We start from the raw sequence: 22,112 nt of genomic DNA, 5'->3' as shown, positions 1-22,112 counted from the left end.
GCAGGCCCGGCCCCTCACGCCGAGAGGGAGGCCGCCACGGGGCCGTGGCCGAAGTCGTCCGGGCGCGGGCGGCGCAGGAACATCTCACTGCCGGCGCCGTTGAGTATCTCGGCCTGGAGCCGCTGGACATCGTCCGAAGGCTGGAGGCCGAGTTCGGTGCTGAGAATCTGGTAAAGGTCCTGATACGCCTGAAGGGCCTCGCCCCGGCGGCCGACCTGGTGCAGCGCCGAGATGAGCTGGCCGTGGAACCACTCGTGCAGGGGATAGTCGTGGACCAGCGTCCGCAGGTCCGGCAGGAGTTCGCGATGTCTGCCCAGCAGGGTGCCGGTTTCGATGTGCAGTTCCAGCGCGCGAATGCGCAACTCCTCAACGCGGGCGACCCGGCCGGCGAGCACGCAGCCGACGGGCACATTGCTCAGCACGGGGCCGCGCCACATGCCGAGCGCGCGGCTCACCTGCTCGTCCGCCCGCTCGACCCGGCCGGCGGTCAGCTCCCACTGGGCTCGTTGAATGAGTCGTTCAAAACTGATGGTGTCGACCTCGTCGTCGTCGACCTGAAGTTCGTAACCTGGGGCGCGGGTGACGAGAAGGTCCCGGTCCGGCTCGGTGACCTTTTCTTCCATGAGGAGTTTGCGCGCGTGGTAAACGTGGGTCTGCAGCGTTCTCAGCGCGCCACGCGGCGGATTCTCTCCCCACAACTCCTGTATCAGCAGGTCGGTCGCCACGACGCCTCTGGGCTGGAGCGCCAGCAGCGCGAGCATCCGGGAGATCTTCGGTGCATTGATTGTGTACTCTCTGCCGTCATCGGTGACGATCTCGAAGCGACCGATGAGGTTGAGCTGCATTGCACACGCTCCTGTCTTGGCGCGTCGGCGCCTGTGGGCGTCACCAGGTGATGCTGGGAACGGTGGACCAGCTCCACCGAAGACCACGTGCTACAAGGAAAGGTCACACTACCGGCCGGTTGGTATGTTCTCGTCCCCGGAGTCTTGCGCTCGGCACCACGCGACGGCCTCGTCCGCGAGGAGGCGGTCCGTGTCGGCCAGCACCGCGGCGAAGTGGGCCACGGACGCCAGCGTGACGTGGTGGTGCCAGCCCGGGTAGGAGCGGCCGGTGAAGTCCCGCACCCCCACACGTTCCGAGATCCGGTCGAAGTCGCGCTGTACGACGTCCGAGAGCCGCGTCAGGCGCAGCACGGAGGGCAGGGACTGACCGCCGGCGTTCGTCAGCCACAGCCGCACATCGCTGCGCGCCTCGACGGACCACTCCCCCACCAGCAGCAGCCCGTGCGGGCCCGCGCCCAGGTCCCGGGGCCCGGAGGGCAGTTGAGGAGCGACCACGGGGACCGCGGCGGCGATGGTGTGCCCGCCCTCGGTCCGCACGGGGCGACGCAGCCTGGTGAGGGTGGCGATCAGCTCTTCCGCGCTGCGCAGGCGTTCGCCGTAGGCGGGCAGCACGGAGGCGTCGATGCGGAGGCGGGTGTCCCGTCCGGCCCTGACGATGAACGCCTGGCCCCGCCCGGCGAGTTGGTGGGCGAGGGCGACGGCGTCCGCGCCCTCGGCGTCGACCACGAGCGGCCGCGGCGCGGGGGCGACCACGCCGTGCGGGTCGGTGACGAGTTCGCGAATGCACTCCTCCGGGCTGCCGCCCCTGGCCTCGGCGGGGATGCTGGCCCGCTGCCGCACCGGCCCCTCGGTCCAGCGCCGCGGGAGCACCAGGCGCCAGTCAACCGGCACGGCGGCACGTTCCGAGGCCACCCAGGCGCCCACCGCCTGCTGCCCGTTGATGATCTCGCCCAGGTGCGGAACGTACTGCTGGTCGACCCCGATCGAGTGCCGTCCGGCCTTGGGTATGACGGTGGGCCGGACGACCCAGGCCTCGTGCCCGAGGAGGGACCGCACCTGGCGCGCGAGGGCCTGGCGCACGGGTCGCCAGTCCCAGGGGGAGACGCTGATGAAGTGGTGCACGTTCTGGAGCGTGGCGTCGCCGCCGATGCAGTCGGATATGTTGCGCAGCGTCTTGCGGCCGCGTAACGCCAGCAGTCCGCGCACGTACTGCTCGGCTTTCAGTCGCTGTCCGGCGCGGGGCAAGGAGGTGAACAGCCGCGACCCGAGGCCGGCGGGGAGGCCGGGGGCGGACGGCTCGCGCGGCGGGGCCTGGGGTGAGGTCATCGCTCGGGCCCGGTTGATACGGGTGGGTCTGACGTCGCTATCATCACTCCCCCTTGATCCGGATGTGGGGCCGGGCTCAATAAATCAACCATTCCATTTGTTTGCGTGAGGGACGTCAACCAGCGTCGCACGACGCGGAGACCGCCCTCACCTGGGGAAACACGTGGGTGGGATGGGGGCGGGAACAGCGTCGTGACGGGACATCAGGGCGCGGTGACAGCAAGTCGTCGTCCTCTGCCATAAACATACCGGACGTTCGACACTTCAACAGTAGGGCCTCCGGCCATCCGGGCACCGCACGGCGGTATTTCGGGCCCATGACGCGCCCGAACGGGCCACCGCCGGGCCCACCGGAACGCCTGGCGGCCCGTCAGCGGCCCTTCGGCGGTCCGTCGGCCGACCGGGGGCCCGGGTCCTCGCCCCGGCCCTCCGCCGCCGCCCTGCTGGCCGCGAGCAGCCGTTCGGCGCGGCCGGACGAGGTGTCCAGCCGGGCCAGGATGCCGGGTACGGCGATGCTGGGCAGCACCAGCTCCAGGAGGGACGCGATCTCGTCGACCAACTCGGGTGACTCCTCCAGGGAACCGCTCACGAGCTGAACTCCCGTCCAGGCGCCGACGAACAGCCGTGAGGTAGCCACCGGATCGACATGGGCGTGCACCTCGCCGCGCGCGCGGGCCTCCGCGATCATGTCCCCCCCGAGGACGATCCAGTCCGGCCAGCGGGTGCCGAACAGGCCGCGGGCCTTCGGGTCGACGGCGAGCCGGATCGAAGCGCTGAGCATCGGCTCCCTCGGCAGACGGTAGGCCAGCAGCAGGCCCACATCCACCCACTCCTGGAGTTTGAGGGTCTGCGGCACCAGCCCCTCGGAGGTGACGGCCTCGGCGAGCACGCCCCGCGCCAGCTCTTCCTTCGAGGTGAAATGGAAATACAGGGCCCCACGGGTCAATTCGGTCCTGTCGAGGATCGCAGAGATGGAGGCGGCGTCGTAGCCGCACTCGTTGAAGACCTCGGCCGCGGCCTCCAGAAAGAGCCGACGGGTCCGAATTGCCCGATCTTGCCTCGCCAACGGGGACTCCAATGACTTTTTCTTTACCTGCACCTTGCAATAGACCGGAGAGCCGGTATCTTATCAGTGCTTGTTCGTCGCTTGCATCGCATCCTGGGGGGATCGTGACCGAGGCTCCTGCTGCATGTCTGCATCCATTGTCCGATCCTTTAGCCCGGCCGAGGACGTACTTCCCTTTCGGCATCTCCGCAGAAGTACGCACCGTGCCGCGGGCGTACGTTCACCTCGCACACGAGGACACTGTCTTCATCACCGGCTGGAAACGACTCAAAACCCATAAGTTTCTGCTCACCGCCGTATGGCCGGGAAGCGCCGGAATACGGCCCTACGATCCCCGCGTTCTGTCACAGCTGATCAGACAGAGCGGCCTCGCCATCGCCCACGCGGAATACGACGTGCCGCTGGCCTATCAGACTCTGCTCCACTCCCTGGACTACGACGTCGCCGAGGGCCTCGCCCTGCCGGACGACCGTCCCACGCCCCTGGAGATCGAGGTCGCCGTGTCCGAGGCCGGGCGCAAGGGCCGCACCGCCAGGTCGCTGACCATGGAGGTCCGCCTCAGGGCGCACGGCGCCACCGTCGTCACGTCCCGCTCCGAGTTCGGGTGGGTCTCCCCCGCGGTCTACCGGCGCCTGCGCGGAGGCCGCCCCACCGCCGCCTGGGGCGCGTGGCCCCTCCCCGCCCCGCTCGCCCCCGAGTCCGTCGGCCGCACGGCCGACGCGGACGTGGTGCTGTCGCCGGGGCTGCGCCCGCACCACTGGCAGTTGCGCAACGACGTCGCCAACACGCTCCTGTTCGACCATCCCGTCGACCACGTGCCGGGGCTCGTGCTCGTCGAAGCGGCCCTCCAGGCCGCACGGGCCCGGCTCCCCGGCTTCGCGGTGCGCACCGTCCGCAGCAGCTACCAGCGGTTCGCCGAACTGGACGAGCCGTGCTGGATCGAGGTCCGGCCCGCGGGGCCGCCCGGCCCCGACGGCGGGGGCACGCTCCTCGTCGGCGGCACCCAGGACGGCCGGCCCGTCTTCGACATCGCCCTGGGCGGCACTGTCCGCCGCCCCGTGTCCCACCCGTAGGGCCCACCAGGGAAGTACCCGCCCAGGAAGTACCGGTGCCCCCGGCGCCCGCGCCCGGGGGCCAGGCCCCGGCTGCTCGCCGGGGGCTTCGTGCCGGGCCCGGGCCGGCTGTCACCAGGCCCAGGCTTCGGGCCCCGGGCCGCCCTTGCCGATGGGCGGGAAGAGGACGTCGAGGCGCTTGCACACCTCGTCCGGCAGGGTGAGGCGCGCCGCCCGCAGGGCGCTCTCCAACTGGGCCACGCTGCGCGGGCCGATGACCGGGGCCGTCACCCCCGGCCTGGTCATCGTCCAGGCCAGGCCGACCTCGGCCGGGTCGAGACCGTGTTCCGCGCACAGGTCCTCGTAGGCGGCGATGGCCTCGCGGTGGGTCTCCAGGGCCTCCGCGGCCCGGCCCTGGGCACTCTTCATCGCCTCGCCCTCGGTGAGCTTCCGCAGCACGCCGCTCAGCAGTCCGCCGTGCAGCGGGGACCACGGGAGCACGGCCACCCCGTACCGCTGGCAGGCCGGAATGACTTCCAGCTCGATGTGCCGGGTGACAAGGTTGTAGACGCTCTGCTCGGAGACGATACCGAGGAAATTACGGCGTGCGGCGTTCTCCTGCGCCTCCGCGATATGCCAGCCGGCGAAATTGGAGGAGCCGACGTAACGCACCTTCCCCTGCCGGGTCAGGAACTCCATTGCCTGCCACACCTCGTCCCAGGGCGCGTTCCTGTCGACGTGGTGCATCTGGAACAGGTCGATCCAGTCTGTTTTCAGCCGGCGCAGCGACGCATCGCAGGAGGCGATGATGTGGCGTGCGGAAAGACCGGATTCATTGGGCCAGTCGTCCATGGGATTGCCGACCTTGGTGGAAAGGACGACCTTTTCCCGGCGGCCCCCGCCCAGCGCGAACCAGGAGCCGAGGAATTCTTCCGTGTAGCCCTTGTGCTTCTGCCAGCCGTACTGGTTCGCGGTGTCCACGAAATTGATGCCGTGATCGAGGGCCGTGTCCAGGATGGCGTGGCTCTCCTGGTCGTCGGCCCGGACGCCCAGGTTCAGGCTGCCCAGGCACAGCTCGCTGACCTGGAGGGCGGTGCGGCCGAGACGGGTGTGGCGCATGGTTGCCTCTCTGGCTCTCCGGGGCTTTGACGCGGTGGCGGGACGGCGCGCGGTCGGGAACGTCCGGTCAGGGCCGGCTCCGGTGGCGGGCGCTCAGCCGTTCCAGTTGGGGGACGAGATCGTGCGGGCTCGGCGTCGCCATCATCTCCTCGTGGATGCGGCGTGCCCCCGCTTGGAAGGACGGCTCGTCGAGGACGCGGGCCAGCCGCTTCGTCAGCTCCTCGACGGAGTGCTTCTTCTGGTCGAGCAGCAGCCCGGCGCCCCGCGAGAGGACGTAGGCCGAAGTGGGGCGCATGTCCATGTGCTTGTGGCTGGAGGAGGTCGTGGTGCCGTCCGCGTGCTCCACCACGATCTTGATGTCGCCGTCGACGATGAGCTGCGGCGTGCGCGTCGCGGTCGCGGCCGCGAAGCTGCCCATCCCGCCGTGGTGGATGAAGGCGGAGCAGCTCGGCAGCAGTTGCGTGAGCGGCACGTAGTCGACGGTCCGTACGTTGGGCGGCACGCGGAAGTCCGCGATCTGCGAGGCGTCCAGCGTGGCGATCACATCGATGTCCAGGTCGGCGACGCTTTCCAGCAGGGCCCCGACGAACTCCTCGCCGCCCTTGAAGAACTGACGTACCGACACCCCGAGCGACAGTGCCACGCGCGGCCGCTTCGGGGCCTCGCGCAGCCACGGGGGGATCGGCGCGGCTCCGGTGAACGGCACCCAGCGCATCGGCACCAGGACGGTGCGGGTCGGCAGCCGCATCGGCGCGGGCATGGTGTCGATGGTCCACTGCCCGAGCAGCAGTTCCTCGTCGACCTCGACGCCGTGCCGTTCCGCCACCGGCCGCACCGCCCGCGCCAGGGGGCTCTCGGCTCCGGCGGCGGAGCCGTCGGCGCGGGCGGCGGCCAGCCGTTCGGTGATCCAGCCCCAGTAGTCGGGGCCCCACAGCAGCCGGGCGTGGGCGGCGCCCGCGGCGCGGGCGGCCACCGCGGCGGAGGGGAAGGCGGGGTCCCAGACGACGAGGTCGGGCTGCCAGACCCTGGCGTAGGCGACGAGGTCGTCGATGCCGGGCATCGGCTGGGCGGACGAGGCGCCGGCGGGGTGGAACTCCCACGTCGCCGGGAGCACGAACTGCCGGAAGTCGCCCCACGGATGGTGGTCCTCGCCGTCGAGTGCCAGGGCGGCCGCGACGCGGTCGAGTTCCTCGTCCATGCCGGGCGGCACGGGCTGCGCCGCGGCGCGCGCGGTGGGCATGCCGGCGCGTTCGCCGAGCGGCAGGGCCGTGAGGCCCACCGAGGTGATGGTCGCGGCCACGTCGGGGTGGGAGGCGATGACCACCTCGTGCCCTGCGCTCTGCAACGCGGAGACGAGCGGCACCACGGGGTACAGATGGGCGGTGCCTGGCCATATTGTCATGAGCACTCGCACGGAGCTCTCCCTCGGAGAAGCGCGACCACGTCGATGAGCCGCGGGCCTGAAGACGCAACAATCGGGCAAGTCAGCCTGGACGCTACAGCGGGGCCCGCAACCGCACGCCCATTCCCGGGTAACCCGCCGCCGCCACGCCCCCGTCGCCGCGCCCCCGCCGCGATGCCGCGGCGCGTCCGGGGCCCTGCGCACACCACCGTCACACCATCTGACGCGGCATCGGCCACTGACAAAAAGGTTCGTGACAAACAAATGATGAGCAGTTGAGCGACGTCTATGCAGGAACCATCATGGACCGGACGCCTATAACAGAGATCATTTGTGATCGAAAGCGGCGGCTTTCGCGTCATTTTCCAAAGAATCGACAGCAGATTGGGAAAAACATGGCTGAGGACAACCGCATACCCGTGACCCTCATCGGGCTGGGCTCGATGGGCGCGGCGCTGGCCGAGGCGTTCGTCGGGGCCGGGCACCCCACGACCGTGTGGAACCGGACCGCCGCCAAGGCCGAGCCGCTCGTCGCCAAGGGTGCGGTGCGTGCCGAGGCCATCGGGGAGGCCGTCGCCGCCAGCGATCTGGTGATCACCTGTATGACCTCCTACGAGGCGACGAAGCAGGCGCTGGAGCCGGCCGCCGACGCGCTGTCCGGCCGCACCCTGATCACGCTCAACTCCGGCATTCCCAGCCACGCCCGCGAGTTCGCGGAGTGGGCCACCGGGCACGGCGCCCGCTTCCTGGACGGGGCGGTCAAGAATGTGCCCCAGGCCGTGGGCCTGGCGGACACGCTCATCTACTACAGCGGCGACAAGGCCGTCTTCGACGAGTACGAGTCGACCGTGAAGGTGCTGGGCGGCGACACCGTCTTCCTCGGCCCCGACGTGGACACCGCCAAGCTGTACGAGGCGGCCGTCGGCACCACCCTGCTGCCGGCGCTCGTCGGCTTCTTCCAGGGCGCCGCCATGCTGAAGAAGCGCGGCCTTGAGGTCTCCTCCATGGTGCCTTACTCCATCAAGTGGCTTGAGATGATCAACTCCATCCTGCCGGTGCTGGCGGAGCAGATCGACTCGGGCGACTACAGCCAGGCGTTCTCCTCCATCGGCCTCTTCCACGCCGCCATCGACGACGAGTACCAGATGGGCAGGGACGAGGACGTCGACATCAGCTGGCAGGCCCCCATGCACGACCTGCTGCGCCGCGCCGTCGCCGAGGGCCACTCCGAGGACAACATCTCCGCGCTGGCGGAGATGTTCCTGAAGCCGGAGAAGAAGGACTGACCTTCGGCTCCGGCCCCCCACCGTCGGGCCCGCCCGTGCGGGCCCGCCGCCGACGGGGCCCGGTGCCGGTGCCGGGAGCTGTCCGGCGCCGGACCCGGGCTCCTCGTCATGCCCGGCAGAACGGCCGGCCCGCGGACACCCCGCGGGCCGGCCGCCGTTCTCAGAGCACCGGGGTGTCGGGCTCAAGCCCCAGCAGGGCTCGGCCGTGCACCTCCAGATTGGTGGCGGGTGCCATCATCCCGTGCAGCGAAAGGCCCTCCAGGTCCCGGTAGAAGCGCTGGAACGGCGCGCTGCGGGCCAGCGCGGACGCCCCGCTCACGGAGTGCAGCAGCTCCACGGCCTCCTTCAGCGACTGGATGGCGAAGCCGCAGCGGCCGTGCACCCTGGCGCGTTCCTTCATGGTGGGGTATTCCCCGGCGTCCGCCCTGCGCTGGAGGAGGTCCACCACCTCGGCCGCGAGCGCCCTGGCCGCCGCGATCCGGTTCTCCGCCTGGGCGGCGGTGAGCTGCGTCAGCGGGTGCCGGCTCTGGTCCTCCCAGTTGGTGTAGGAGATCGCGCGGCCCGGCAGCCGCTCGACGAACAGGTCGAAGGCCGCCTGCGCCATGCCGATGTAGACGGCCACGGCCTCCGTCATCACGAGGCCGATCAGCCCGTAATTGCGGCCGGTCGCCCCGGAGTTCCAGCGGTCCGTGAGGGTGCCCTCGACGGCCGCCTCGCCGTCGGCGATCCGGTGTTCGGGAACGAACACGCTCTTGGCCGTCGCGGTCGAGCTGCCGGTGGCGCTGGCCGCGGAGACGTACCAGTCGTCGGCGATCTCCAGCTCGTCCATCGGGACCAGCGCGTAGACCAGCTCCACGGAGCCGTCCGGCTTCTCCAGCAGGGCCGCCAGCATGTCCCAGTCCGCCGCGCGGCAGCCGGTGTTGAAGCGCCACGTGCCGTCGAGCAGATACCCGCCCTCGGTGGGCGTCACGGTGCCGCCGGGGGTGAAGCCGCCCGAGACGCGGACCGTTCCCTTGGCGAAGACCTCCTCCTGGGCCGAGTCCGGGTAGAGCGTGATCATCCAGGCCGTCGACACCCAGGAGGCGGCGGTCCAGCCGGTCGAGCCGCAGCCGCGGGAGATCTCCTCCAGGACCGTGAACTGCTCGGCCAGGGGCAGGTCCAGCCCACCGAAGCGGCCGGGCACCGCCATCCGGAAGACGCCGGCCTCATCGAGCAGCCGGACATTGTCCTCCGGGAGCCAGCGCCGCTCCTCGGCCTCGCGGCCGTTCGCCCGCAGGGTGGGGACGGCGGCCCTGACCGCTTCCAGTACGGATGCACCCGTCGGTTGCGTCGGCGTCATCTTCTGCTGCTCCTTAGCTGAATCGGGCGGGGTCGTCGAACGGAGGGCCCGGGGCGGGACCACACGGCATCGGAGCCGTTCACAGCGTCACCGCACCGGAGTTGAGCACCGCCAGGAGCGTGCGCGCCTGGACGTTCACGTAACGGCTGTGCTGTACCAGCTCGTTGAGCTGGGCCGGGGTGGCCCAGCAGTAGTCGGGCGGCGGCCGGAGGGGCGCCTCGCTCTCATCGGCCTCGACGAACAGGTAGCGGCTCTCGGCGTTGAGGAACCGCCCGCCCTCCTCGGAGTGCACGGCCTCGTAGCGGACGCGCGCCGGCTCCGCCGCCAGCACGCCGTCGAGGAACGGCGGGCGCAGCCCGCCCGCGAGGTGGGCGTAGTTGCCCGGCGTGTACTGGACGGTCGGGGCCAGTTCGACGGTGTCCAGGAGACCGGCCTCCATCCGGGCGTGCACCAGCAGGTGCGGCACGCCGCCGAAGCGGCGGGTCAGGAAGCCGGTGACGCCGGTGCCGCGGGGCTCGATCAGCGGCTGGCTCCAGCCGCCGACCTCCCGGCTGTCCGCCTCCACGGACACGCCCACCACGCGGAAGTACCGGCCGTCCTCGCGCTCGATGCCGCTCGGCCCTCGCACCCAGTCCGCGACCCGCGCCAGCGGTTTCCGCGTCACCCGGACGTCCTGCCGCGCGCGCACGCCGGCGAACCAGGACCGCAGGCCCAGGTCCGAGTGCAGCGCGCCCTCGTCGGCCCGTCCGGTGGGAACGCAGGCCAGAACGGTACGCGCGTCCATGTTCACCACGTTGTCCCGGCGCAGCAGCGCGCCGATCTGACCGAGCGTCAGCCAGCAGAAGTCGTCGTCGAGGGCGACGTCCTCGTCGGTCTCGACGATCATGTTGCGGTTGGACTTGCCCAGGAACCACGCGCCGTGCTCCGACTGGAGGACGTCGGCCAGGACGCGGCCGCGGCCCGCCCGGACGAAATGGTCGATGTATTTGACGTCCGCCCCGCGGTGCACCTTGGTGTAGTTGCTGCGGGTGGCCTGCACGGTCGGGGACAGCTGGAGCAGGTTGCGGTTGCCCGGCTCCATCTTGGCCTGCATCAGGAAGTGCAGCACTCCGTCGAACTCCCGGGCGAGCAGCCCGAGTATGCCCACTTCCGGCTGTCTGATGATGGGCTGTTCCCAGTACGGGAACGGGGCGGTGCCGGTCTCGGCGGAGATGCCCTCGATAGTGAAGAAGCGCCCGCTGCGGTGGGCCAGGTTCCCCGTGTCCGGCGCGAAGGACCAGCCGTCCAGCTGGGCGAAGGGCACGCGTTCCACCCGGAAGTGGTGGGCCAGCCGCCGCCCGGCGAGCCAGTCGGCGAACTTCGCGGTGCCCAGCGAGGCCGCGGTGCCCGGCGACGCGGCGGAACGGGCGAACTTCTCCCGCACCCCGTCGTCGCGGCGGGCCCGCAGCATGGTGACGGTGCTCATCGGCATGCCTGCCCCTCTGCCCTCGCCTGCCGCGCCGCGGCGCGTGCGGTGCCGCGGTCACGCATCCGCCTCTTGCTCCTTCCGGTGCTTGGACGCCTTCCACCAGTGCACGTTGTCGCGGTACCAGGCGACCGTCTGGGCCAGGCCCTCCTCGAAGTCGACGCGCGGCGCGTAGCCCAGCTCCTCACGGATCTTGGTCTCGTCCAGCGAGTACCGCAGGTCGTGTCCCTTGCGGTCGGGCACGTGCCGGACGCGGCCGGGGTCGGCGCCGCACAGGTCGAGCAGCCGCTCGGTGACGGCGAGGTTGGTGCGTTCGTTGCCGCCGCCCACGTTGTAGATCTCCCCCGCCCTGCCGCCGGCCAGGACCAGTTGGACGGCGCGCGAGTGGTCGTCGACGTGCAGCCACTCCCGCACGTTGAGCCCGTCGCCGTACAGCGGGACGTCCGAGCCCTCCAGCAGGTTGGTGATGAACAGCGGGATCAGCTTCTCGGGGTGCTGGTGCGGGCCGAAGTTGTTGGAGCAGCGGGTGATCGACAGGTCGAGGCCGTGGGAGCGCCAGAACGCGCGGGCGATCAGGTCCGAGGACGCCTTGGACGCGGCGTAGGGCGAGTTGGGCAGCAGCGGCCAGTCCTCCGTGGAGGAGCCCTCCGCCACGGACCCGTACACCTCGTCGGTGGAGACGTGCACGATGCGCGGCACGCCGGTGGCGACGCAGGCGTCGAGCAGCACCTGGGTGCCCACGACGTTGGTCCGCATGAAGGCGCCGGGCGAGGTCAGCGACCGGTCCACGTGGGACTCGGCGGCGAAGTGGACCACCGCGTCGTGCCCGGGGAGCAGGTCGCGCAGCAGGGCGCTGTCGCAGACGTCGCCCTCGATCAGTTTCAGGAGCGGGTGGCCGAGCGGCAGGTTCTCGCGGTTGCCCGCGTAGGTCATCTTGTCCAGCACGGTGACCCGGGCCCGTTCGTAACCCGGGTAGCCGCCGCCGAGCATCGTGCGCACGTAGTGGGAGCCGATGAAGCCGGCGCCGCCGGTGACGAGGACCCTCATGCCGCAACCTCCACCCGGCTGTGGTCGCCGATCACCAGGCGGTGGTGGGCCGCGCCCCGGCCGGCCGGGCCGATCGTGGCGCCGCGGCCGATCAGGGAGTCCACCAGCGCGGGCACCTGGCTGACCGCGGCGCCCGCCATGACGATGGAGCCCGCGACGCGGGTGGACCGCAGCACGCAGTGGTCGCCGATGGAGGTGGCGGGGCCGATGCGGCTGTCCTCCACCAGGGTGCCGGCGCCGATGATCGCGGGGCCCGTGATGCGGGAACGCACCACGCGGGCGCCGGGGCCGACGACGACCGGGCCGACGAGTTCGCTGGCCGCGTCCACGTCGCCCTCGACGCGCGGGGCGATGCTGCCGAGCAGCCACCGGTTGCACTCCAGCACGTCCTCGGCCCGTCCGGTGTCCTTCCAGTAGCCGGCGTACTCGGCGGCCGTGACGTCGGCGCCGTGGGTGACCAGCCACTGGATGGCGTCGGTGATCTCCAGTTCGCCGCGGGCGCTCGGCCGGATCGCGGCGACCGCCTCGTGGACGGCGGGCGTGAAGAAGTACACGCCGATCATGGCCAGGTCGCTCCTGGGCTGCTGTGGCTTCTCGACCAGCCGCAGGACGGTGCCTTCGGCATCGAGCTCCGCCACGCCGAACGCCTGCGGGTCCGGCACCTTGCAGACCACGATCCGGGCCGCGGGGCGTTCGCCGCGGAATTCCTCCGCGATCTCCCCTATGCCCTGCGGGAGCATGTTGTCCCCCAGGTACATGACGAAGTCGTCGTCGCCCAGGAACGGCCGGGCCAGCCGGACGCAGTGGGCCAGGCCGAGCGGCCGGTCCTGCCTGAGGTAGGTCAGCCGGGCGCCGAACCTCGACCCGTCGCCGAGGACGGCGGCGATCTCGGGGCCCCAGTCACCGACGATGATCCCGATATCCGTCACCCCCAGGGCGGTGATGTTCTCCAGGGCGTGTTCCAGCACGGGCTTGTTGACGATCGGGATGAGTTGTTTCGGCATGGAATAGCTGAAGGGGCGCAGACGGGTACCCGACCCGCCCGACAGGACCAGAGCCTTCATGTCTTCCTCACGGCGAAGGAGTGGGTGCCTTGAGTCGCTTCCCGCCAGGTGGCGAGCAGGCCGGCCGACTCGGCTTCCGCGGCGCTGCGGGCCTTCGCGTCCTTCGCTGACATCAGCGGAGGCTCGGAGAACCCCCACGGGAGCGCGAGGTCGGCGTCGAGCGGATTGATGTCGATCTGCGTGCCGGGGACGTGCTCGCTGGACAGGACGTAGCAGATGCAGGTGTCGTCGGTGAGCGCGAGAAAGCCGTGGCCGACGCCCTCCGGGATGTACAGGGCCCGACCGGACTCGGCGTTCAGCACGTTGACGGTGTACCGGCCGAACGCCGGGGAGCCGACGCGGAGGTCGACGACGATGTCGCGCAGCGCGCCGCGGACGCAGGTGACGTACTTGGCCTGCCCCGGGGGGATCGCCACGCCGTGCAGCCCGCGCAGGGTGTTGCGGCGCGATACGGAGAAGTTGATCTGCCTGGGGACGAACGGGCGGCCGACCGCCTCGGCCAGCCGGGAGGCGCGCAGGCTCTCGAAGAACGTGCCGCGCTCGTCGGGGAGCTGGGCCGGGTTGACGACGAAGGTCCCCGGGACCGCTGTTTCTGTGATGTGCACGGACGGGCCGCCTCTCCTCCTCGCGGGCCGTCAGCCCCTCGCCTCGCCGGCGCGCTGCTCGATCGCCTTGCGCAGCTCGTCGGCGACGGTCTGCACGTCCGCGTCCGGCAGTCCCTGGTGCAGGGGCAGCAGCAGCGTGGACTCCGAGGCCGCCTCGGTGCCGGGCAGCTCGCCCGCGTCGCCGCCGTAGGCGGGCACCTTGTGCAGCGGGGGGTAGCGGAAGGTGGTGTAGACGCCGCGGTCACGCAGGTCGCCGGCCACCCGGTCGCGGATCGCCGGGTCCATCTGCACCCAGTAGAAGTAGTGGGTGCCGACGTGGCCGGCCGGCAGGGCCGGGGGCAGCCGGACCCCCTCGACGTCCGCGAGCAGCTCGTTGTACCGGCGGCTGATCTCGCGGCGCCTTTCGACGAACGAGGGCAGGCGGCGCAGCTGCACGGCCCCGATCGCGGCGGTGAGGTCGTTGCCGATGACCCGGCGCCCGAAGTCCTTGACGTTCAGTTCCCACCAGCGGTCGGTCACCTTGGCGGCCGCGAAGCCGCTGACCTGTTCGATGCCGTAGTAGGCCAGGCGGCGGGCCCGGCGGGCGAGTTCCGCGTCGCGCACGTACAGCATGCCGCCGTCGCCTGTGACGAGGACCTTCATCGAGTCGAAGCTCCACACCCCCAGATCGCCGAACGTCCCGCACGCCTTGCCGTCGACGGTGGAGGCGACCGCGCAGGCGGCGTCCTCGACGAGCCGGATGCCGCGGGCGCGGCACAGGTCGGCGATGGCGGCGACATCGCCCGGCAGGCCGCCGTAGTGCAGCAGGAGGACGGCCTTCGTGCGGGGGGTCAGCGCACGTTCCACGTGCTCGACGGTCGGGTTGAGGGTGCGTGGGTCAACGTCGCAGAAGACGGGCCTGGCGCCGGTGGCCGCCACGGCGTTGCCCGCGGCGACGAAGCTGACCGAGGGCAGCACCACGTCGTCGGCGGGGCCGAGGCCGAGCAGTTCGGTGGCGAGGAAGAGGCCGGCAGTGGCCGCGTTGATGAAGATGGCGTGCTCGGGTTCCACCCCGAGGTGCTCCGCGAACCGCGCCTCGAAGTCCCTGGTCCTTGGGCCGTGCCCGAGCCAGTTGCTCTCGAACACCTCCTGCACGGCCTCGAGTTCCTCGGCGCCCAGGCTGGGCTGGAACACATTGATCATCGAGATGCTCCGATCGGAAATTGCGGTATTCCTGCTGCCGTTCGTCATCAGCCGCGCGCGGGTGCCGCCAGTCGCCGAATCCTCAAAACGCCCCCTGAACCGCCGAACGGGCCCCCGCAGGGCCGAGTTGCCCGCCTGCGCGGCTTTAGGGATCACTATTCATCGGTTCTGGAACGTACACGAGCCGGCCGGGAGTGCAGTAACGGCCCGGTAACCACGTGTTCCGCAGCGCCCTCAGGCCCGGCGATGACCGGTCGATGGGATAGGCCCTCATACACTTTTGACGACGCTCACGCACCCCATCGCGGAAACGGTCATTGACAGCCGAAACATAGATGAGGAGTGGTTTCGCCGTGGCCAGCAACAGTGACGATCTCAAAAAGGAAATATTCGCGCACGTCGAGCACTACATCCGGGAGTTCAACTCGGGCGACGCAGCCGCCGTCGACCGGTTGTACACCGACGACGCCGTCTCCGTGTGGGAGCCGGGAAAGGCCGCCACCGGCGCGGAAAGGCGGGCCGGTCAGGCCGCATACCTCGCGCAGAAGCCGGTGATGAAGGCGGAGGTCATCGAGTCGTACGTGACCTCGGACACGGCCCTGCTCGCCGTCGACTGGACTATCGACATCCCCGGGGCGCCCGGCGGGCCGCAGCGGCAGCAGGGCACCGGCGTGGACGTGCTGCGCCGCGGCAAGGACGGCAAGTGGCGTTTCGCCATCGACAATCCCTACGGCACGGACCTGACGTAATTCATCCGCCTTTCCCGGGACTCGACCAGCAAACGAGGAGGCCCCCGCACCATGAGCGCGACCATCGATCTCTCTCTCACCGACGACCCGGACCAGCAGAACGACGTGTTCACCGAAGCCTTCAATTCGGGTGACGGCTCCATCTTCGACCAGCTGTACCGGGCGGACGCGATCTCCAACCTCACGGGGAAGACGCTCACCGGCCCCGCGAGGACCGAGGCCATCAAGGAATTCCTCGCCACGAAGCCGAAGCTGACCGCCACGGTGCTGAAGACTTTCCGCACCGCGGACACCATGCTCCTCATCGTGGACTTCTCCGTCGAAACCGTGGGCCCCGACGGCGAGCCCGTAAAGCTCGACGGCACCTGCACGGACGTTCTCGTGCACGACGAGAACGGCAAGTGGGTCATGGCCATCGACCGCCCGGTGATGAAGCCGGCCGCGTAAGGACCGCAGGGCCGAACGGAGACCGGGCCCGCGCCGGGCGCCGTCCGCCGGCGCGAGGTCCGTTCCGCTCCCACCGACCGGCCTCACCGGCCGGGCCGGCAGCCCCCCATCCGTAGAGAATGGATCACGATGGATTCTCTGACCGAGACTCTCCTTTCGGGTGCGTCCGCGGAGGTCGTGGCACAGGAAGAACTCCCGGATCAGTACACCGCCGCATTCCTGCGGGCCGAGGACGTCGGGATGTTCGACGGCGTTCGCGACAAGGACGTGCGCAAGTCCATCAGGGTCGGTCGCGTGCCCATGCCCGAACTGGCCCCGGACGAGGTGCTGGTCGCGGTCATGGCCAGCGCGATCAACTACAACACCGTCTGGTCGGCGACCTTCGAGCCCGTTCCGACCTTCCAGTTCCTGCGCCGCTACGGCCGGGAGGGCGGGCCCGCCGCCCGGCACGACCGGCCCTACCACGTGATCGGCTCCGACGCATCGGGGATCGTGGTGCGCGCCGGGGCGGGCGTCCAGCGGTGGCGGCCCGGTGACCACGTCGTCCTGACCTGTATCCAGGTCGACGACCACGAGCCGGCCACGCACGCCGACGCCATGCTCGGCGCCGGCCAGCGCGCCTGGGGCTACGAGACGAACTTCGGCGGGCTCGCCCACTACGCCGTGGTCAAGGCCAGCCAGGTACTGCCCAAACCCGCCCATCTCACCTGGGAGGAGGCGGCCGGCGTCCTGCTGACGGCCGCGACCTCCTACCGCATGCTCATCAGCGACAAGGGCGCCCGGATCAAGCTGGGCGACGTCGTCCTGATCTGGGGGGCGACCGGCGGCCTCGGCGCGTTCGCGGTGCAGCTGGTCAAGCAGGCCGGGGGCGTCTCCGTCGGAGTGGTCGGCTCGGAGACCAAGGCCAAGGCGCTCCAGGCCCTGGGCTGCGACGTCATCGTCAACCGCGCCGACGTCGGCCTCGGCGAGGCCACCACGCCCGAGCAGGTGATCGAGCAGGGCAAGCGCCTGGGCCGGATCATCCGCAAGGAGGTCGGTGAGGACCCCCACGTCGCGTTCGACTACGTGGGCCGTGCCACGTTCGGCATCTCGGTGTTCGTCGTGCGCCGCGGCGGCACCGTCGTGACCTGCGGGTCGAGCACCGGCTACATCCACGAGTACGACAACCGCTATCTGTGGATGAACTCCAAGCGGATCGTGGGCAGTCACGCGGCCAACCTCCAGGAGCAGGCCGAGCTCAACCGGCTGGTCTCCCTGGGGAAGATCTCGCCGGTCCTCTCCAGCGTGTACAGCCTCGACGAGGTAGGCGAGGCGGCCCGGCTGGTGCAGACGAACCGGCACCTCGGCAAGGTCGCGGTGCTCTGCCAGGCGCCCCGGGAAGGACTCGGGGTCACCGATCCCGCGCGGCGCGAAAAGCTCGGCGCCGCCGCCCTGAACCCGCTGCGGGGGCTGCTGTGACGACAGAACCTTCCATCGGCATCCTCGGCACCGGCTCCTACGTGCCGGGAACCGAGGTCACCAACGCCGAGATCGCCGCTCGCGTCGGCGTCGCCGAGGAGTGGATCGCGGACCGGACACAGATCACGGGCCGTCGCTTCGCCGCGCCCGACGAGGCCACCTCGGACCTGGCGATCCGCGCCGCGGAGCGCGCGCTGAAGTCCGCCGGCGTCTCCGCGGGCGAGATCGACTACCTCATCGTCTCCACGTCCACCCCCGACTCCCCCCAGCCGCCGACGGCTTACCACGTCCAGCGGGGGATCAACGCGAACGCCGCGGCCTGCCTGGACATCAACGTCGTGTGCAGCGGCTTCGTCTACGGCCTTTCGCTGGCGCAGGCGCTGATCCGCCAGCGGCCGGGCAGCCGTGCGCTGGTCATCGGCGCCGACCTGTACTCGCGCAGCCTGGACTTCTCCGACCGCCGCACCGCCGTTCTGCTGGGTGACGGCGCGGGCGCCGCCGTCGTCGGCGAGGTCGAACCGCCCTACGGGTTCCTCGGGTTCGACCTGGCCGCCCGGGGCGACGCGCACCACCTGATCCGGGTCGAGGCAGGCGGCAGCCGCAGACCGGCGTCCGCCGAGACCGTCGAGGAGGGCGGTCACTTCTTCCGCATGGAGGGCCGTGCCGTACGGGACTTCGTGCTGGAGCACCTCCCGGACTTCATCAACGCGCTGTGCGAACGCACCGGCACCGCCCTGGAACGGGTCGACCACTTCGTACCGCACCAGCCCAACGGGGTGCTGCTCTCCCAGCTCGTGGAACGCTGCGGGCTGACGGCGGCCGAGACGCACAGGACCCTGGACCGCTACGGGAACACAGGCAGCGCCTCCGTCGCCCTCACCCTCGACACCGCCCACCTAGGGAACCGGCTGCGCGACGGCGACCTGGTGCTGCTCGCCGCCTTCGGCGGCGGCATGTCGCTGGGCGCCGGCCTGCTCCGCTGGCGCGTGGGCGCATGACCGCGGCGGGCGGGGACGCCTGGGACATCCACCGGGTGGGTGTCGTCGGCTGCGGCCTGATGGGCTCGGGCATCGCCGAGCTGTGCGCCAGGGCGGGGCTCGACGTCACGGTGATCGTCTCCGGGCCCGGCGCGGTCGAGCCGGGACGGCGCCGCATCGCCGACTCGCTCGGCCGCGCGGTGGCCAGGGGCCGGCTCACGGCGGCGGGCCGCGACGCGGCCCTCGCCAGGATCGCCCTGACGCCCGATCTGGACGCCCTGGCCGGCCGGCAGTTCGTCGTCGAGTCCATCCGCGAGGACGAGGTGGCCAAGGCCGAGCTGTTCGCCCGGCTCGACAAGATCGTCGAGGCCCAGGACGCGATCCTGGCGTCCAACACCTCCTCCATCCCGATCGTGCGCCTGGGCCGCCTGGCCGGCCGGGCCGAGCGGCTGATCGGTGTCCACTTCTTCAGCCCCGTTCCGGTGCTGCCGCTGGTGGAGCTGACGGCCTCGGTGCACACGGACGGCCTGGTCGTGGAACGGACCGAGCGCCTGCTCACCCAGGTGCTGGGCAAGCGGGTCATCCGCTCCCCCGACCGGCCCGGATTCGTCGTGAACGCCGTGCTGTTCCCCTACCTGCTGTCCGCGATCCGCATGGTGGAGTCGGGATTCGCCACCGCGGAGGTCGTTGACACGGGGATGGAGCTGGGCTGCTCGCACCCGGTGGGCCCGCTGCGGCTCGCGGACCTCATCGGCCTCGACGTCGTCGCCTCGACAGCGACCGCCCTGCACGAGGAGTTCGGGCAGCAGGCGTACGCCCCTCCCCCGCTGCTGCTCCGCCTGGTCGCGGACGGGGCACTGGGCCGGAAGACCCGGCGCGGCTTCTACACCTACACCGGCTGATACGTGAGGACCGGCATGAGTTCTGTGACCTCAGGGGAGACCGCCGCACACCCTCGGACGACACCCGCCGACCTGCGCGAGGCGATGTCCCGCTTCGCGACCGGCGTCATCGTGCTGAGCGTCGGCGGCGACAACATCCACGCGATGACGGCCAACGCGTTCAGCTCGGTGTCCCTCACGCCGCCCACCGTGCTGTGCTGCGTGTCCCACAGCGCCGTCATGCACAAGGCGATCATGTCCGAGGGCCGTTTCGGGGTCTCGGTGCTCGGCGCCGAACACGAGTCCCTGGCCCGCCACTTCGCCGACAAGAAGCGGCCTCTGGGCGCCGAGCAGTTCGACGGCCTCGCCTGGGAGCCGGGGCCGCTGACGCGCTCCCCGCTGCTGCACGGCGCGCTGGCCTGGCTGGAGTGCGAACTCGCCACGTACCACGACTCCGGCGACCACTCCATCTTCATCGGCGACGTGGTCAGCGCCCGCAACGGCTCGGACGGCGCCGGCCTGCTCTTCCTGCGGGGCGGCTTCCAGGCGACGCCGCCCGCGGGCTGAGGGCAGGGGGCCGGACCCGCACACCGGCCCCCTGCCGGCCGATTACCGGGCCATTACCGCGCAATGGCGGGTTCATCACCGCTTTTCAATAAGGTGAGTTGGCCGCCGACGGACCGGAAGCCGGCGGCCTTGCACCGGTATGCGAGTGGCCGGCCCGACCGGCCGGCCGCGCAGACGCGCCGGTTCCCGACGGGGGATGGAAGGAGACATACGCCTCGGCTCCGGCCGTGAGCGGGCACCTCCGGCGAAAGCCGCGCTCCTTGAAGTGAGGCGGACACGGGCCGACCTGCCGCTGTCCACCGCACGCCACGGCACGGAACGCGCGGCAGCCGGGACGACCGGGCCCGCCCGCGTCCGTCGACCTGCCGAACGAAGCACCCGGGTCCCGCCGACCGACCCCTCGGCGCGCCCAGCATGTCCTTTCCGCGCTCCTGATGAGACGCCGTCGTGCGCGACGCGCATCACGCTCATCCCCCCACCGGGCGCGCACCACATGTCCGCGGCCGGCACCGGGGGGGACCGAGTGGTGCACCCACGTCGCCAACCCGGCAGAGCCGTGCCACGACCGACTCCTCAAGGAAGCAGTATGAACGCCGAAGAAAAGCTGCCCACTTCCCCGACCGCGCACGCTCCTTCCCGCCGGTCGGTGCTGACGACGGCCGGGGCCGCGGCGCTGGCGGCGCCGCTCGGGATGACCGCGCTCGGCTCCCAGGCCCGCGCCGCGAGCGGCACCCAGGCGCAGGCCGACGCCGTGGACGTCATCGTCATAGGCGCCGGCATAGCCGGAGTGACCACGGCCCGCGAGCTGACGGCCAAGGGCCTGAGCACGCTGGTGCTCGAGGCGCGGGACCGCATCGGCGGCCGCGCGTGGACCTCGACGTTCGCCGGTGAGCAGGTCGAGATGGGCGGCACCTGGGTAGACCAGCGGCAGCCGAACATCTGGCGGGAGGTCCAGCGCTACGGGTGGGACCTGACCTCGGACATCATTCCGACGCGCGCCGTGGCGCCCACCGCGACGGGGTACCTGGAGTCCACCCCGACGGACGTGTACAACCAGCAGTCGCAGCTCATCACGCCGCTGTTCGACGGATCGGAGCAGTACTTCGAGCGGCCTTACGAGCCGCTTTTCCGCGAGGACCTGCTCGCGGACCTGGACCCGCTGTCGATGCGCGACAGGCTCGACCAGATGCGCTACTCGCCCGACGAGGAGGCGCTGATCAGCGGCGGTATCGGCGGCCTGACCGGATCGGCCTCCACCATCGGCCTGACGACGATGGCCCACTGGTGGGCGCTGTCGGGCTGGACCTTCGACGACTACGCGGCGACCAGCACCTACCGGCCCGTGGTCGGCTCGACCGCGATGGCGCAGTCCATACTCGACGACTCCACCGCGACGCTCCGGCTGAACTCGCCGGTGGCCTCCGTCGCGGACAACGGCACCTCGGTGACCGTGACCACGAAGTCCGGGGAGACCCACACCGCGCGCGCCGTGGTCCTCGCCATCCCGGTCAACCTGTGGAACAGCATCGACTTCGCGCCGTCCCTGCCCACCGAGTACACCACGCTGTCGACCGACGGCATCGGCGTCAGGTCCTCGCAGAAGTTCATCATGCACGTTCGCGGCGCCAACCTGGACGCGTTCTACGCCGAGGCCGCGCCCGGGGCGCCGGTGGCCATGGTCATCCCGTTCAAGGAACGCTCGGACGGCAACATCATGATCGGCTTCTCCTCCAACGGCAGCTTCGACCCCAGCAACCGCACGCGGCTCCAGGCGGAGCTGCAGCCGTTCTGCGAGGGCATCGAGGTGGTCGCGGTCAAGGCCCAGCACTGGGGCAACGACCCCTACTCGGCGGGCGGCTGGGCCGTGCGGCGGCCGGGGCTGCTGACCGGCCCCTTCCGGGCGGTGCAGCAGCCGCAGGGCCGGGTCGTGTTCGCCGGCAGCGACATCGCCAACGGCTGGGCGGGCTTCATGGACGGCGCGGTCGAGTCAGGGTTCACCGCCTCGGTGCAGGCTTCGCAGATCCTCGGCCTGTAGGCGGCGCGGCCGGAACGGCACCCAGCGGCACCGCGGACCGCGCCCGGGCAACCGGGCGCGGTCCGCCCCGTTTTCCGCGGCGCGGCGCCCCGCCGGCCCCGGGACAAAATGCCCCGCCGCCTCTCCCCGGTATTTTCCGCAGGTCGATTACCGGCTCATGACTGCGCCCTTGCCCGGTCCGCGTAACCTGTCGGCGAGTT

The 22,112-nt window shown here is 70.9% G+C and carries 20 protein-coding genes; 9 read left to right on the top strand and 11 right to left on the bottom strand.

Annotated elements, in window-relative coordinates; genetic code table 11:
- Positions 1–14 precede the first annotated feature (14 nt).
- From RM779_RS28455 to RM779_RS28445, 3 genes are all read right to left on the bottom strand, one after another.
- Positions 15–845 carry an AfsR/SARP family transcriptional regulator gene (locus RM779_RS28455; RefSeq protein WP_311620652.1) on the bottom strand — a complete coding sequence of 277 codons (831 nt, stop codon included), beginning with the start codon at positions 843–845 and terminating at the stop codon, positions 15–17.
- 108 nt (positions 846–953) lie between these two features.
- Complete coding sequence (locus RM779_RS28450; protein ID WP_311620651.1) at positions 954–2,171, bottom strand: IS701 family transposase; 1,218 nt, start codon at positions 2,169–2,171, stop codon at positions 954–956.
- 370 nt (positions 2,172–2,541) lie between these two features.
- Complete coding sequence (locus tag RM779_RS28445; protein ID WP_311620650.1) at positions 2,542–3,237, bottom strand: ScbR family autoregulator-binding transcription factor; 696 nt, start codon at positions 3,235–3,237, stop codon at positions 2,542–2,544.
- 11 nt (positions 3,238–3,248) lie between these two features.
- Here RM779_RS28445 and RM779_RS28440 point away from each other — a divergent pair, with 11 nt between their 5' ends.
- Complete coding sequence (locus tag RM779_RS28440; RefSeq protein WP_311620649.1) at positions 3,249–4,310, top strand: ScbA/BarX family gamma-butyrolactone biosynthesis protein; 1,062 nt, start codon at positions 3,249–3,251, stop codon at positions 4,308–4,310.
- Positions 4,311–4,421: 111 nt separating this feature from the next.
- Here the strand turns inward: RM779_RS28440 and RM779_RS28435 are convergent, their stop codons facing one another.
- A complete protein-coding gene (locus RM779_RS28435; protein WP_311620648.1) occupies positions 4,422–5,408 on the bottom strand; it encodes an aldo/keto reductase in 987 nt (328 codons plus the stop codon).
- Between the two features lie 67 nt (positions 5,409–5,475).
- A complete protein-coding gene (locus RM779_RS28430; RefSeq protein WP_311620647.1) occupies positions 5,476–6,810 on the bottom strand; it encodes a nucleotide disphospho-sugar-binding domain-containing protein in 1,335 nt (444 codons plus the stop codon).
- A 395-nt stretch (positions 6,811–7,205) separates the two neighbouring features.
- Here RM779_RS28430 and RM779_RS28425 point away from each other — a divergent pair, with 395 nt between their 5' ends.
- Entirely contained in the window at positions 7,206–8,096 is an 891-nt protein-coding gene (locus RM779_RS28425) for an NAD(P)-dependent oxidoreductase (RefSeq protein WP_311620646.1), read from the top strand.
- 160 nt (positions 8,097–8,256) lie between these two features.
- Here RM779_RS28425 and RM779_RS28420 read toward each other — a convergent pair whose 3' ends face one another.
- The 6 genes from RM779_RS28420 to RM779_RS28395 all read right to left on the bottom strand — a co-directional run bounded on the left by RM779_RS28420 (position 8,257) and on the right by RM779_RS28395 (position 14,798).
- Positions 8,257–9,435 carry an acyl-CoA dehydrogenase family protein gene (locus tag RM779_RS28420; RefSeq protein WP_311620645.1) on the bottom strand — a complete coding sequence of 393 codons (1,179 nt, stop codon included), beginning with the start codon at positions 9,433–9,435 and terminating at the stop codon, positions 8,257–8,259.
- A 79-nt stretch (positions 9,436–9,514) separates the two neighbouring features.
- On the bottom strand, positions 9,515–10,900 hold the full coding sequence (locus RM779_RS28415; RefSeq protein WP_311620749.1) for an NDP-hexose 2,3-dehydratase family protein: 1,386 nt from the start codon (positions 10,898–10,900) through the stop codon (positions 9,515–9,517).
- Between the two features lie 57 nt (positions 10,901–10,957).
- Complete coding sequence (gene rfbB / locus RM779_RS28410) at positions 10,958–11,947, bottom strand: dTDP-glucose 4,6-dehydratase (protein ID WP_311620644.1); 990 nt, start codon at positions 11,945–11,947, stop codon at positions 10,958–10,960.
- On the bottom strand, positions 11,944–13,011 hold the full coding sequence (locus tag RM779_RS28405) for a glucose-1-phosphate thymidylyltransferase (RefSeq protein WP_311620643.1): 1,068 nt from the start codon (positions 13,009–13,011) through the stop codon (positions 11,944–11,946). The genes rfbB and RM779_RS28405 overlap by 4 nt, the downstream gene beginning before the upstream one ends.
- Positions 13,008–13,616 carry a dTDP-4-dehydrorhamnose 3,5-epimerase family protein gene (locus tag RM779_RS28400; RefSeq protein ID WP_077057654.1) on the bottom strand — a complete coding sequence of 203 codons (609 nt, stop codon included), beginning with the start codon at positions 13,614–13,616 and terminating at the stop codon, positions 13,008–13,010. The genes RM779_RS28405 and RM779_RS28400 overlap by 4 nt, the downstream gene beginning before the upstream one ends.
- A gap of 30 nt (positions 13,617–13,646) precedes the next feature.
- Positions 13,647–14,798 carry a DegT/DnrJ/EryC1/StrS family aminotransferase gene (locus tag RM779_RS28395; RefSeq protein ID WP_311620642.1) on the bottom strand — a complete coding sequence of 384 codons (1,152 nt, stop codon included), beginning with the start codon at positions 14,796–14,798 and terminating at the stop codon, positions 13,647–13,649.
- A gap of 353 nt (positions 14,799–15,151) precedes the next feature.
- Between RM779_RS28395 and RM779_RS28390 the strand changes: the two genes are divergently transcribed.
- The 7 genes from RM779_RS28390 (at position 15,152) to RM779_RS28360 (ending at position 21,912) form a co-directional block, all read left to right on the top strand.
- Complete coding sequence (locus RM779_RS28390; RefSeq protein WP_311620641.1) at positions 15,152–15,547, top strand: YybH family protein; 396 nt, start codon at positions 15,152–15,154, stop codon at positions 15,545–15,547.
- 51 nt (positions 15,548–15,598) lie between these two features.
- Positions 15,599–15,994 (top strand): YybH family protein, encoded by a 396-nt coding sequence (locus tag RM779_RS28385; RefSeq protein ID WP_077057657.1) that lies wholly within the window; start codon positions 15,599–15,601, stop codon positions 15,992–15,994.
- A gap of 129 nt (positions 15,995–16,123) precedes the next feature.
- Complete coding sequence (gene ccrA / locus RM779_RS28380) at positions 16,124–17,452, top strand: crotonyl-CoA carboxylase/reductase (RefSeq protein WP_311620640.1); 1,329 nt, start codon at positions 16,124–16,126, stop codon at positions 17,450–17,452.
- Positions 17,449–18,450, top strand: a complete 1,002-nt coding sequence (locus RM779_RS28375) for a 3-oxoacyl-ACP synthase III family protein (RefSeq protein ID WP_311620639.1) — start codon at positions 17,449–17,451, stop codon at positions 18,448–18,450. Before ccrA ends, RM779_RS28375 begins: the two co-directional genes overlap by 4 nt.
- Positions 18,447–19,331, top strand: a complete 885-nt coding sequence (locus RM779_RS28370) for a 3-hydroxybutyryl-CoA dehydrogenase (RefSeq protein ID WP_311620638.1) — start codon at positions 18,447–18,449, stop codon at positions 19,329–19,331. Before RM779_RS28375 ends, RM779_RS28370 begins: the two co-directional genes overlap by 4 nt.
- 15 nt (positions 19,332–19,346) lie before the next feature.
- Positions 19,347–19,877: a flavin reductase family protein gene (locus RM779_RS28365; RefSeq protein ID WP_311620637.1), complete on the top strand. Its 531-nt coding sequence runs from the start codon at positions 19,347–19,349 to the stop codon at positions 19,875–19,877.
- 586 nt (positions 19,878–20,463) lie between these two features.
- The gene (locus RM779_RS28360; protein ID WP_311620636.1) at positions 20,464–21,912 is read left to right on the top strand and encodes a flavin monoamine oxidase family protein; all 1,449 of its coding nucleotides are present in this window, start codon (positions 20,464–20,466) and stop codon (positions 21,910–21,912) included.
- Positions 21,913–22,112 lie beyond the last annotated feature (200 nt).

The sequence above is a fragment of the Streptomyces johnsoniae genome (assembly GCF_031845565.1).
Lineage (GTDB): Bacteria > Actinomycetota > Actinomycetes > Streptomycetales > Streptomycetaceae > Streptomyces > Streptomyces johnsoniae.
This window is presented reverse-complemented; position numbering and strand designations above follow the sequence as displayed.